The organism is Paenibacillus glacialis (assembly GCF_001637205.1).
Lineage (GTDB): Bacteria > Bacillota > Bacilli > Paenibacillales > Paenibacillaceae > Paenibacillus_AQ > Paenibacillus_AQ glacialis.
On the sequence record NZ_LVJH01000048.1, the window covers coordinates 72,283 to 88,104 of the forward strand.

The 15,822-nt window shown below is 40.1% G+C and carries 1 protein-coding gene; it reads left to right on the plus strand.

Annotated features, from left to right (window positions below; translation table 11 throughout):
• The first annotated feature begins 34 nt into the window (after positions 1 to 34).
• On the plus strand, positions 35 to 15,763 hold the full coding sequence (locus PGLA_RS19950) for a non-ribosomal peptide synthetase (RefSeq protein WP_068536224.1): 15,729 nt from the start codon (positions 35 to 37) through the stop codon (positions 15,761 to 15,763).
• The last annotated feature ends 59 nt before the right edge of the window (positions 15,764 to 15,822 follow it).

Sequence of the window (15,822 nt, forward strand, 5' to 3'; positions counted from 1 at the left end):
ATGAATCGATAATACATTGTTGGGGAGGAAGAACATGTTTACGAAGCAATTTACAACACTAATCGACGTTATTAAAGAAAGAGGTAAAGCGGATAATAGAGGAATCACCTTTATTGAAAGTGATGATCATGAAGATAGACTCACGTATAAAGATCTGTATGAACAAGCGTTAGCTTTTCTAGCTAATCTTCAAGCATCAGGGGTAAGTCAGGGACAAGAAGTTGTGTTTCAAATTGAGAATAATCGTAATTTTATCATTTCTTTTTGGGCTTGTATTCTAGGTGGAATAATACCTGTCCCGGTTAGCATTGGAAATAATGATGAACATAAGAGCAAGGTATTTAAAATTTGGGATGTGTTAGCTCGTCCATATATGGTGACAGAGACCAAAATACTAGCAGATTTAGAGAAATACATAATAAAAAGTGGCCAAAATGATCTAAACGACAAGATTCGAGACAAGATTATGCTAATAGATGAAAGCGATCTATTTTTACGACAGCATCCAGCACAAGTATACACCGCGCAACCAGAAGAAATTGCATTCATACAATTTTCTTCTGGTTCAACGGGTGATCCGAAGGGTGTCATTCTTACACATAAGAATCTTATCTATAACGCCAGTGGTATGCTCAATTGCTCAAAAATTACCGCTGAGGATTCATATTTACAATGGATGCCTTTAACGCATGATATGGGGTTGATTTGCAATCATATCTCACCTCTTGTAGCAGAGGTAGATCAGTATATTATGCCGACTTCTCTCTTTATTAGACAGCCATTATTGTGGATTAAGAAAGCAAGTGAACATGAAGTCTCTATAATTTCATCCCCGAATTTTGGGTATAAGTACTTTTTGCAATTTTTCAAACCTGAAAAGGCAGTAGATTGGGACTTATCAAGAATTCGTATCATATATAACGGGGCAGAGCCGATTTCAACAGCGCTATGTAATACTTTTTTAGATACACTTGATGCCTATAAATTGAAACGAACTTCGATGTGTACTGTATATGGCTTAGCTGAAGCTTCTGTTGGGGTTTCTATACCTAACGCTGAAGAAGAGTTCGTGACTATTTATCTGAATCGTGAACATTTAGGTATAGGTAAACAAGTTGTTGAAGTAGATGAACATTCGAATAAGAGCCTGTCCTTTGTAGAGGTTGGGTATCCAATTGATTATTGTCAGGTTCGAATTTGTGATGATGATAACAACGAATTGGAATATAATACCATTGGCCATATACATATTAAAGGGGATAACGTGACCCAAGGGTATTATAGAAATCACGAAGCGACTCGAAATCTATTAACCTCTGATGGATGGGTGAAGACGGGAGATTTAGGATTTCTCCGCAATACTCAGTTGATAATAACGGGTCGTGAGAAAGATGTCATTTTTGTTAATGGACAGAACATATATCCCCATGACTTAGAGCGGATTGCTGAGGAAGTGGAAGGCGTTGAACTTGGAAGGACTGCCGCATGTGGGGTTTATAATTCGAATTTGAAGAAAGAAGAGATTGTTTTATTTATTGTCTCGAAAAAGAAACTTGAGAAACTGATTCCCACTGTTGCTTTACTAAAGAAGCTTCTAAATCAAAGAGGCGGATGGGAAATTGCTGACATCATCCCAATTAAGCGAATGCCCAAAACGACTAGCGGAAAAGTGCAACGGTATAAGTTAGGTCAGCAATATGAGAATGGGGAGTTCGCAGATATTTCACAAGAATTAAGAAACCTTGCACTTGCTTCTAATGAGGTGAAGGAAGATGTGAGTACAATAGCACTCACCTTGAGTGAACTAGAGCATGAAATTCAAGTAATTTTTCGTGATGTACTGGAAGGAAAACTGGTTAACATTCAGGATAGTTATTTCGATATGGGTGCAAACTCGCTTCAGTTGGTTCAAATAGCAGATCGGATCGAACAGAAATTTCATGTGAAATTAACCGTTGCCGATTTGTTTGCTTATCCATCGATTGTTGAATTATCGAAGTATCTCAAATCAGATTCAGGTGATATGATTGACAGTATTTCAAATCAGAATGAAGATTTAGATAGACCAAGAGATATCGCGATTATCGGAATGTCACTAAATCTACCAGGAGCTTCAGATCTTCAAACCTACTGGAGTAATCTAGCAGAAGGTCGTAATCATATTGAAGCTTACAATCCTAGCAGACGTGAAGATGCTAAAGATTATTTATCTATTATAGATTGGAATAAGGAGGAATCAGAATTTAGGGTAGGTGGTTATTTAGATGAAATTGATAAGTTTGATTATTCATTCTTCAAAGTAGCACCTAATGAAGCAAAATTCATGGATCCCAACCAACGACTATTTACACAGCAAGCTTGGCACACGCTTGAAGATGCGGGATATGCAGGGAACAAGCTACGCGGTCGCAATGTAGGTGTATATGCTGGGTTTTCCAAGGTTGGGTATGATTATGAACGCCTTATTTCCAAATATGATCCTGAACGAATCTCTAATTATATCGTAGGTAATTTACCATCCGTTTTAGCTAGTAGAATTGCCTATTTTCTTGATCTGAAAGGTCCAGCAGTGACCATAGATACAGCTTGTTCTTCATCATTAGTTGCAGTTCATTTGGCTTGCCAAGGCATTCGGAATGGTGAATGTGAAATGGCTATTGCAGGTGGAGTTAGGACTTCACTATTACCGCTCGCATTAGGACTAGATATGGAATCACAAGATGGACGTACACGAGCGTTTGATGCGAATTCGGATGGGACAGGGGTAAGTGAAGGGGTAGCATCTGTATTATTAAAACCGTTAAGCCAAGCCCTGCTGGATGGAGACCATGTGTATGCAGTCATTAAAGGAAGTGCAATAAATCAAGATGGCACAACGATCGGAATTACCGCTCCGAATCCAACGGCGCAGACGGAAGTCATTCAAGCAGCTTGGAAAGACGCGGGCATTCATCCTGATACACTTACTTTTATTGAAGCCCATGGTACTGGAACGAAATTGGGTGATCCTGTCGAATTCTCTGCATTGGAAAAGGCTTTTGAGAACTATACAGATAGAAAACAGTACTGCGCGCTTGGGTCAGTAAAGACGAACATCGGGCATACATTTGAAGCATCTGGGATCGCTGGTCTGATCAAATCGGTACTCATGCTTAAACATCGGCAGAATCCGCCGTTAGTTCACTTTCGACAACCCAATAATAATATAAAATTTGAAGAATCGCCTTTTTATATCGACACAGAACTAGCATCTTTTGAGGAGTCTTCACAACCTTTACGCTGCGGAGTTAGCTCTTTCGGGTTTAGTGGAACGAACTGTCATATCGTCATGGAAGAGTATGTTCATAATAAAGTGGAAGAACAGACAAAAGAGAATGTCCAGCCACACATATTTACGCTATCAGCTAAAAATGAAAGCGCACTTTATGAGCTAATCAATCGGTATAAGAGCTATGTATCTGCTTATTCGGGAGACGCTATTGCTGATATTTGTTACACGGTTACTACAGGGCGTACCCATTTAGAGCATCGACTTGCTTTCGTATGTTCGACACGAGAAGAATTGATCAATAAACTCGAGACTTTGATTTCAGAGGGAGAACACACTGGAATCTACAAAGGAGTGTATAGAGTCGTTTCTGATTCCGAATATTTACGTAAACAGGGAGAAATAACGGAAAGTGAGATAAATGATATTAGCCAAGAAATAACAGAGGAACTGATGGCGATTTCATTAGTCTCTACAGCAGATGTGGATCGCTTAAATCGAATATGTGAACGGTATGTTCAAGGTGCTAGAGTGAATTGGGAACAATTATACACTACGCATTCTGTTAGAAAGATACCATTACCTTTATATCCCTTTGATCGTAAGCGTTGCTGGATCGAAATTGAACGTATCGATAAGAGAGACGTGGAGGCCAGACCGATGCAATCTAATACAGGTGTGTTGCGGGTAACGAGTACTGAAGCATCTGACCATACGTCAGAGATACAAGAAACCGTTAAGCAAATGGTTAGCCAAGCTTCAGGGTTACATTTAGATGAGATTGATGAACATGCTCATTTCTTGGAGATGGGTCTTGACTCCATTATGCTCGTCCAAATCCGTAAGGAAATAAACCAACTCTTTAAAATAGATATTGCTATTGAACGTTTCTTCGATTCTATAACGAATGTGAATAGTTTGGCAGAATTTGTAACGAAAAATACCGATTTCCACCCATTTAAATCTCAGAGAGAAGTAGGACCAACACATAAAGATATCGTGTGGAGTGGATTGGAAGAGCAAAGGTTACAATCGGCAGCTTCTGTTTCAACAGAAGTTGGAGATCCGATACAAGCGACGGTAGGCGATTCTTCGATTGAACGTATTTTTGCACAACAACTTGAATTAATGAATACCCAACAGCAGAATATATCGGATATTGTCGGACGACAATTGGAACTATTAAGCGGTCATTCCTTGAACGAAGGTATTTCTCGGAAGAAGGTACCGGAGGTTCGTCCTCTTAAAGTAGTTAAAGGCGGACAAGATGAAGCGAAACCCTTTATTCCATATCAACCTATGATTATCGGAGAAAATGGGGACTTCACTGAACAGCAGAGGAAATACTTGAACCAGTTTCTTGAACAGTATGTGAGCCATACGCAGGGTTCTAAATCATACATTCAACAGACTCGTTATGTGCATGCCAATAACCGTAATGTCCCGGGGTTTCGTTCTTATTGGAAGGAGATTGTCTATCCGATTGTAGCAGAGCGTTCTTCTGGAGCAAAGCTGTGGGATGTAGACGGTAATGAATACATCGATTTAACGATGGGATTTGGTGTGAACTTATTAGGTCATAACCCTGATTTGATTGTTTCGGAAATGGAGGCTCAAGCCTTCTCTTCGTTGCCGCCATTAGGTCCGATGTCTGATCTAGCGGGTGAAGTAGCAAGCAGGATTAGTAGAATTACAGGTGTAGATAGGGTAGCCTTTTACAATTCAGGTACTGAGGCTGTAATGGTAGCATTACGTACAGCAAGAGCCGCTACAGGACGATCGAAAATAGTCGTATTCTCTGGTTCTTATCACGGTACTTTTGATGGGGTATTAGGCGTTGCACATCCGGAGTCCGATGAGGGGCCGGCGCTTCCTATGGCACCTGGAATACATGCCGATTATGTTAATGATGTGCTGATATTAAATTACAATAAACCAGAATCATTGGATATGATTCGTAAGCATGCGCATGAATTGGCTGCAGTATTAGTTGAACCGGTACAGAGTCGGAGACCGGATCTGCAACCACACAAATTTTTGAAACAGCTTCGTGAAATAACTTCTCAATCCGGGACAGCTCTTATTTTTGATGAGGTAATTACAGGTTTTCGGATCGGTATAGGTGGGGCGCAAGCTTGGTTTGGAATTCAAGCGGATCTTGTTATTTATGGGAAGGTAGTCGGAGGCGGATTACCGATTGGTATTGTTGCTGGTAAAGAGCAATTTATGGACCCTATCGACGGAGGAGCATGGACCTTTGGAGATGCATCTTACCCATTGAAGGCAGCTCAAAAAACGTTTGTTGGGGGGACCTTCTGCACACATCCATTAACGATGCGATTGGCATTAAAGACAATGGATTACCTTGAATCGCAAGGCTCCACACTATATGAAGAACTGAATCAGAATACGAATGAACTCGTTTCGGAATTGAACTCTTTTTTCAAAAAAAGAGGCGTTCCAATCCATATGGTTAATTTCGGGTCACTGTTCCGGTTTGTATCCTTTGGTGACATCGAATTGTTCTTTTATCATTTAATTCAGAAGGGTCTATATGTATGGGAAGGGCGTAATTGCTTCTTATCCACAGCACATACACGCGATGATATAGATACCATTATTCATATCGTGAAACAGAGTGTCAGCGATTTACAAAGAGGTGGATTCTTACCAGGTACTCCTGATCCGTCAAATGATGACGATAGAAATAAGGTCTTGGTGTCAGAGAAAGAGCAAGAAGCGGTTACTGCAAGCTTGTCGAATGAACAAAAGCAATTATGGATTGCTTCTATAACAGGTGGTCCAGCATCTGCGTCATTAAATGAGTCTGTACTGCTTAAGATGAAAGGAATAATAAATATAGAGGCATTGCAACAAGCGGTAAATATGTTAACAAAGCGGCATGAAGCATTGCGTACAGTCATCGATCCAAGCGGGGAGTTCCAGGTTATTATGCCAGAACTCAAATCTCGAATCATGGTGGAGGATTTCCGAGGCGAATCAGCGGATACAAGCAAATCAAAGATTGAAAGTTGGTTGGCAACAGATGCGGCTACAGCATTTGAAATGCATGCAAGCAAACCTTTATTTCGGATTACACAGCTAAAAGTGACTGACATGGAGTCTCTTATAGTGCTGACCTTTCACCATATTATTGTGGACGGTTGGTCCATTGCTGTATTCATTGGTGAATTGGAGCTAGCTTATTCCGCCATCTGTAACCATCGTATACCTGAGTTATCTGAAGCTATACCTTTTCGTCAATACCTGGAATGGCAGGAACAACTACAACAAGAGGAGGAGGCAGCCAAAGCAGCGACTTACTGGGAAAATCAATTTATAAAACCTATACCAGTACTGCATTTGCCGTCTCCTAAGGGACATTTATCTAAAAAGACATTTAATGCAAACAGGTACACTTTAAAGTTAGATCGCGCTATATCGAAAGAGTTAAGAGCATTAAGTATAAAAAGTAAAAATAGCTTGTTCATCACGATGCTCACAGCATATAACCTGTTCTTACATCGACTAGCAGGGCAACAGCACATTGTTGTTGGTATTCCGACTGCGGGTCAGTCCCATATGGGTGAAACAAACTTGATAGGTAACTGTGTCAATTTGTTTCCAGTATACACTCAGGTAGAAGGTAGTGACTCCATCACGGATTATCTTCACACCGTTAAAATAACGATGCAGCAAATGGAACAATATCAAGGTTTCTCTTTGGCTAAATTAGTTGAGCGAATTCCTGGTGTTCGGGTGCCTGTCATTAACATCTTGTTCAATATGGATCGACCCGTTCGGAAATTGCATTTCAATGGGGTGGATACGGAGATCGTACCTTATCCTGTGAAGTATTTACATTATGATCTGTTCCTGAACGTGACGGACATTAATCAGGAATTGTGGCTTGATTTCGATTACAGTACAGATCTAATTGAACCGGATGTCATGAAGATTTGGGCAGAGGGGTATCGGCAATTACTGTTGGGTATGATTCAGGAGCCATCTAGATTGGTCTCTCATGTATCATTATTAAATGATGACCATATTCAGACATTGACAGAGATTTGGAATAACAATGAGGGCAAATGTGTACTTGATCAGTACAGAAGTCCGGCTCTGATTGGTGTTGTTGGTGAGATGTTTATAGTTGATCCGAGGAATATCCCTGTTTATGAAAACATGATTGAAACGAAGAAACAAGCTGTTATCATGCCATCTGGGGAAATATTAATATGTGGTGAAGTTTCGCGTATGGGACTGATACGTGGATATCGTGTAAATCTTGTCCAACTCGAAGAAGCATTGTCGAAGCTTAAGTGCTTGAAACAAGCTCAAATTGCGATCCGCACGTTAGATGGGGATGATAACAACCAAGAATTGATTGCTTATATTGGAGCCTCAATAGAGGCTGTTAATCTGGCAACGATCAGACTGGAGTTGGCAGATACACTGCCTGAATATTTGATTCCTCCTCATATTATACTGTTGGAATCGTTCCCGTTACTTGCGGATGGAACGATTGATGATCATGCTCTTCCAGTTCCAGACACTGAACATATGGAGCAAGAACCGTTGAATGAGACAGAAGTTACACTTATTCGCATGTGGTGTGAACTACTTGGAACAGAAAGGGTAGGCGTACATCAGCATTTCTTTTCTCTTGGAGGAAATTCATTGAAAGCAACGGTCATGTTGTCACGAATCTATCAGGAGTTTGGATACCGAATCCCGCTAGGACAATGGTTTCAATATCCAACAATTAAAGAACTTGCAAAGTTAATTAGTGGTGTAGATGGGGATGTGTATCAACCGATCCCTGTTCAGGAGCAACATGAGATATCTGAAATATCGACAGCGCAAAAGCGGATTTACGTTCTCGATCAGTTGGAGGAAGGCACTTTAGTTCACAATATTCCGGGTCAAATTGTAATAGAAGGTAAGTTAGATGCAGATCGGTTAATCGGTGCAATTCAACAAATCGTTACTAGACATCATGTGTTCAGGACGACATTTGAAATTCTTCATGGTGATATCATACAACGATTAGGTGAAGTATCGCTATTGAACGTACCGTTTACGGAATTAGATAATCCATTGGATGTGGAACAGAGATTCCTCCAATTTGTGAAGCCATTTGACTTATCAGAAGCACCACTATTCAGAGTGGAACTTTTGAAGTACTCCGAATCCGAACATATGCTGTTTATTGATATGCATCATATGATCTCAGATGGCTATTCTATGGCGATATTTATGGAAGAACTCATTAAATTATACGAAGGGCAATCGTTGCCTGAATTAAGAATTCAGTATTCCGACTTTTCCGTCTGGCAACAACAAATTCTCCATGAACAACGGATAAGTGATCAAGAAGCATACTGGGTTAACCAATTTGAAGGTGAACTGCCTGTCTTAAATTTACCAACCGATTATCCAAGACCAGGTAAGTTAAGCATGGAAGGGAAGCGGCTGACTGTTAGCTTAGATGAACGGTTGACGAAGCGGATGCGCCAACTGGCACAACAGACGGATACGTCCATATTTATGGTAATGCTATCTGCATATAACATTTTACTACATAAATATACAGGCCAGAATGATCTGATTGTGGGTACGCCGGTATCGGGACGTAATCATCCAGATATTGAATCATTAATTGGTGTGTTTATTAATACGGTCGCAATCCGTAGTAGTCCAACGAACGATAAAGTCTATCGTGAATTTCTGGAAGAAGTGAAATACAACAGCATCGCTGCGTTCGATAATCAGGATTATCCGTTCGAACTACTTGTGGATCAACTAAATATACGGAGAGATATCAGTCGGAATCCATTGTTTGACACGATGTTCATTTTGCAAAATATGGATTTCAGAGTGTCGTCAAGCGCGGATGTTACATTTAGACCAAATGAAAGGAATCTGGGCATATCACCATATGATCTTACGTTAAGCGCTGAGGACTGGAACGATCAATGTATTACACTTCACTTGGATTACAGTACAAAGTTATTTAAGGAAGAAAAGATCGAACGGATGCTCTCCCATTACGTGAATATTTTGAATAGTGTCGTAGATAACGTAGATGTATGTCTTTCTCAGATTCATATGTTAACGGAAGAAGAACGACAACAGTTGTTGTTTGAATTCAACGATACAGAACTGCCGTATGACAAGACCCAGACCATTCCGCAATTGTTTCAAATTCAAGTTGAACGTACACCAGATGATATTGCGATTGAATGCGGTAGTAAATATTATTCCTACAAAGAATTAGATATAAGGTCGAGCCAATTGGCAGCTGCTCTTCTTGAACAAGGTGTCTTGCCGGGAACAATCGTAGGTGTGATGGTCAAGAGATCAATCGATTTGGTCGTTGCTTTGTTAGGTGTGTTGAAAGCTGGTGGTGCCTATTTACCTATTGATCCTGATTATCCAGCGAAACGGATCGAATATATGTTGACTGATAGTGGTGCGCAATTGTTGCTTACGGAAGCTGATTTAATCAATCATATGGAATGTCATGTGAGAACATTATGTATTCATGACGATAACTTATATACGAAAGAGATCGATAATGCACGATTTCCAATGAACAATGCGGGTCATATTGCATATGTCATTTATACGTCCGGCTCCACAGGTAATCCCAAAGGGGTGATGATTACCCATCAGGCTGTACACAATTTTATTGATGCGATGTGTGAAATAATTAACTTTACCTCTGGGAAGACAATACTGGGGTTGACGACGATCTCTTTCGATATTTTTGTACTTGAGACTTGGGTTCCGTTGACGAAGGGATTGAAAGTTGTCATTGCAGATGAAATAGAACAGATGGACCCCAAAGCACTACATCAGCTCATTACGAGTCAACATGTGGAAATGTTACAAATTACGCCTTCTCGGTTGAAAATGCTAATGGCCGACGATCCATTCATGGCTTTTCTCGAAAAAGTATCTGATATTATGGTCGGTGGAGAACCTCTACCTATTCATTTAATGAAAAAGCTAAAGCGACATGAACATTTACGTATTTACAATATGTATGGTCCGACGGAGACCACGGTTTGGTCTTGTGTGAGCGATTTGACATTTAAAAATAATGTGGATATCGGTCATCCGATTGCGAATACGCAATTGTATATTGTTGACGCAGATAATGAGCTCGTACCGATCGGCGTACCGGGAGAGTTATGTATTGCGGGTGATGGTTTAGCTGCTGGTTATTGGAAGAGAGAAGATTTAACGCAACAGAAATTCATCGATAATCCTCATGTTCCAGGGTTCAAAATGTATCGGACAGGGGATATGGCGAAGTGGAGAGAAGATGGCACTGTTGAGTATTTAGGAAGAACAGACCTTCAAGTTAAAATTCGTGGATACCGGATCGAGTTAGAAGAAATCGAAAAGATTATGATTAATCAATTATCGGTTCAAGAAGCAGTTGTGGTAGCTAAAGAGGATGAAGATGGCAACAGTTATTTATGTGCATATTTTGTGTCGGAGAGGAAGACGCAGCTTAGTCAAATGAGGGACAACCTGTTACAGGTGTTGCCAGAATATATGGTTCCGTCTTACTTTATTCCACTTGAGCAGATGCCATTAACACCGAATGGGAAGATTGATAAAAAGGCGTTGCCTAATCCAGAAATGAACAATTCAAATATTACAGCATATGTTCCGCCAGGCGATGCAATAGAAGAACGATTGGTCACCATATGGCAGGAGGAATTATCTCTTAATCAGATCGGAATTCATGATAACTTTTTTGAACGAGGAGGACACTCCTTAAAAGCGACAATCATGAGAGCAAGGATGAATAAGGAATTTGGTGTTGATATACCCTTGAGAGGGATCTTTCAATATCCTACGATTAAGGGTATATCCGAACTGCTTCAGGGGATGGATCAAAAGTTACACATAGAGATTCCGGTCGTAGAGAAACGGGCGTATTATGGTGTATCAGCAGCTCAAAAAAGATTGTTCATATTAGATCAAATGAATGGTGCTAATACATCTTATAACATGACAGCGGCTTTCGAAATACATGGGGATTTGAATATTCCTAAATTGGACAATATTTTCTGGGAATTGATGCAACGGCATGATGCATTCCGAACATCATTTGAGATTGTAGATGGTGAGCCAGTACAAATAATTCATCCTAATATTGAGTTTAAGCTTGAGTACTATGGAAAAGTGGAGAACACGGAACTGAAACGCCTTATAGAACAATTTATTATTCCATTTGACTTAAGTGTAGCTCCTTTATTTCGGGCAAACTTAGTTCAATTAAATGAACAGCATTTTGTGTTGTTCATTGACATGCATCATATTATTTCGGATGGGACATCCGTAGGTTTGTTCATTGATGAGTTTAACGCCCTGTATAGCGGTAGTGAACTTCCTGAAATATCGATTCAATATAAGGACTATGCTGCGTGGCATAATGAACGATTTGTTCAAGGTATTTACGAAGAACAGAAACAGTATTGGATGGAGAGACTTGCGGGGGAACTTCCAGTATTAAACATGCCAACAGATTTCAAGAGACCTCAAAGGCATAGCTTTGATGGGGGTAAGATTGAGTATATCATTCCAAGTGAAATTTCTTCTAAGTTACAGAAGTTAGCAGGAGAGACAGAAACAACACTTTATATGATTTTACTAGCGGGATATAGCATCTTATTATCCAAATATTCAGGACAAGAGGATATCATTGTGGGTTCCGCCGTAGCCGGAAGGGATCATGCTGATCTGCAGCAAATGCTGGGAATATTCGTAAACACGCTTGCGATGAGAAGTAAGCCAGAAGGTGGAAAGAGCTTCCTTGCATATCTAGAGGAAGTAAAAGAAACGTGCATGAGCGCATATGAGCATCAGCAGTATCCATTTGAGAATTTGGTAGAAGCACTTGCGATTCCGAGAGATTTAAGCCGCAGTCCAATATTTGACGTTATGCTAACCATGCAAAATGCGAGTATAGAAGCATTCCATATGGAAGGATTAACGGTCAAACCATATCCATTGGAACAACAAACGACAAAGTTTGATATATCCCTGCTAGCAGAAGTTATCGATGATGAGATTCGACTGGAATTTATATACTGTTCCAATTTATTTACAAGTGATACGATGCAACGATTTGCTCAGCATTTTGCCAATGTTCTAGCGGTTGTAGTATCAGAGAAGTCGGATCTCACATTGGCAGATATCTCACTTCTAACCAATGAGGAGAAGGTTCAATACGTAGCTTTAAATGATAGTACAGATGCAAGAATACAGCCGAAATTTAGTACAGTGGTCGAATGGTTTGAAGATCAAGTCGAACGTACGCCTGATCAAACCGCGCTCGTATATGGGGAAGAAAGATGGACCTTCTTAGAACTGAACTCTAAGGCTAATCAGCTTGCGAGAATGATGATTGAGAATGGTTTCATGGAAGGTTGCAACATTGCTGGGATTGTAATGGAGAATCGTCCGGAGACGATAGCAGCCTTGTTAGCAACATTGAAAACGGGCGGAGCATATCTACCTATAGATCCAGAGTTTCCGATCGAACGAGTTGAATATATGCTAAACAATAGTGGCTCCCAATACTTACTAACGTATGAACAGCACTTAGATCAGGTAGGGTCAACGATAGAAGTACATGTACTAGATCGTTTAAAAGGATATGAAGGACCCGACCACAATTTAAATATTCAAGTGAAAGAAAATGATCTTGCTTATGTCATTTATACGTCAGGAACGACAGGTACACCTAAGGGTGTAATGCTCGAACATCGGAATGTTGTTAATTATATACATTGGTTCACCACAACGTACGAGATTAATAGTCTAGATAAGACGATACTTCTATCATCGGCTAGTTTTGATCTTTGCTATACGGCTTTATATCCTGCACTAGTCAGTGGTTGTGAACTGCATATGCTCGACCGACATGATTATGTCGATCCCGATTGTGTATTGAATTATATTTCATCAAATGAAATTACCTATATTAAGGCTACACCGTCATTATTTCATATTATGGTTAATCATGAACGATTTAAAACGAGGACTCTATTGGATTCATTGAAACTTATCGTTCTTGGAGGAGAAAAGATCAAGGTTCAGGATATCGAGCGGTATTATGAACTTTATCCACACACAATATTTGTGAACCATTATGGACCGACTGAAGCGACGATTGGGTGTATTGCCCATTCTATAGATTTGGCAGGATTCAAATTATTTCAACAGCAACCTGTTATCGGTAAACCGATATTCAACACACGAGCATACATTGTTGATGCTTTTGGTAATCCGCTACCTGATGGTGTTCCGGGAGAACTTGTTATCGCTGGGAATGGACTTGCACGGGGGTATTTAAATCAGGATGAACTTACAAAACAAAAATTTGTCCAATTCCCGTTCAAACGTGGAGAAAGGTTATATACCACAGGAGATCGGGTCAAGAGATTATCAAATGGGGATATTGCATTTATTGGAAGAATGGATCAACAAGTCAAAATCAGAGGGTATAGGGTAGAACCCGCTGAGATTGAAGCACATGTCTTGACGCATTCAAATGTTCAGGAAGCCGTACTTATGGTGAAAGAAAGCGATGATACAAATTACTTGTGTGCTTATATTGTTACGCAGGATGGTCTGACCGCGATAGAGATCCGTAATTATTTGGCGACACGATTACCGCATTATATGATCCCTGCTGCTTTCGTCTTCCTTGATCAAATGCCTTTGAACGAGAATGGTAAATTAGACTATAAAGCGTTGCCCGAACCACTTACAGACATAGAGTCTTCAGATACGTATTCAGCCCCAGTCAACGAAATTGAGGAAGCGTTGGTGCGCGTATGGGAAGATACATTAGGTGTTAAGGGAATTGGTACAGATCATCATTTCTTCGAATATGGTGGAGATTCGATCAAAGCATTGCAAATCTCTTCGCGACTAATGGCTTATGGTCTGAAGATGGAAATGAGAGACTTATTTAAATACCCTAGAATTAGAGAATTGAGTAGGTATGTTCAAGCATCCATCAGCGAAATAAGTCAAGAGTTGGTGATAGATGCAGTGGGATTAACGCCAATTCAATATCGGTTGTTTGAGCAAAAGTGGGAGCTTGTTGGGCATTATAATCACTCCCTCATGTTATATACACGCAAAAAATTTGAGACCGAGCTTTTAATGCAATCATTCAACCATATGGTAGAGCACCATGATGCTCTGAGGATGAGATTTAGCCGTGGAGATAACCGTGTCGTACAGTTCAATCATGGTTTAGAAGGAGACACGTTTTTTAAATTAGACGTTATTGATTTTACAGGGAGAGAAGATTGCAAAGCTGACATCGAACAACAATCGGCAAGGATGCAAGCTGGATTGAATATCGAGCAAGGTCCACTCATCCAATTGGTCTTGTATCGTACGGATATCGGTGATTATTTACTCATTATTATTCATCATCTTGTGATAGACGGTGTATCTTGGCGCTTTATTCTGGAAGACTTCACCATGATCTACAAGCAATTAGTTGAACAGAAAGCTATTAAACTTCCTGCGAAGACGAATTCTTTCAGTGATTGGTCAAAGAGCCTCGCTAAGTATTCAGTAAGCAAAGCGTTGCTGAATGAAACAAAGTATTGGAGTCAAGTAGAGCAGACCTATACGGTTGAATTACCAGTCGATCACAGCATCGAATGCAATAAAGCTTATGATCATGCCATTGTGAAAATGACTTTGGATACAGACTCAACTCAAAAGTTATTAACAGATGTTCATCATGCGTATAGTACGGAAATAAATGATATTTTGTTAGCAACCTTAAACCTGACGCTTCAAGAATGGGTCGGTTCTGCTCCTGTTCTCATTCAGATGGAAGGACATGGCCGAGAAGCAGTGATTAAAGAGATCGATGTGTCGAGAACGGTTGGATGGTTCACATCGGTATTCCCTTTCGTACTTGGAACAGAAGGCGTAAATGATTTTTCAGAGATCATTAAGACGACCAAGGATAATTTGCGACGTATACCGGGAAAAGGCATCGGCTATGATATTTTGAAATATTTAACTGCGAAGGATTCGTCGATAGACCTACCTTTACATTTCCAACTTAAACCGGAAATTGTATTTAACTATTTGGGGCAGTTCGACAAGGCCGTAGTTCAGAGCGACTTGTTTGAACTTTCAGATGTGTCCACAGGGCCTGAGATAGGGGGACAGATCGAGAAAGTCCAGAAGTTGGAGTTGAACGGTATGGTGATTGGAGGGGAGTTGACGATAGATTTGGTTTACAACCAATCTCAGTATGATGCGGACACGATACAAAGGTTGGCAAACCGATATAAAGACCATCTAATCGATATCATCCACCACTGTTGCCACAAACAAGTTAAGGAGATCACACCTACAGATTATCAATACAATAAGTTGTCACAAAAACAGCTAGATAATATTTCTAAGAGATTAAAAGGCAAGCGGTAGATACGGATAGATAATGGCGTGTTTATTAAATCAGTTCGTATCCTAGAGGGGGAGTGAAA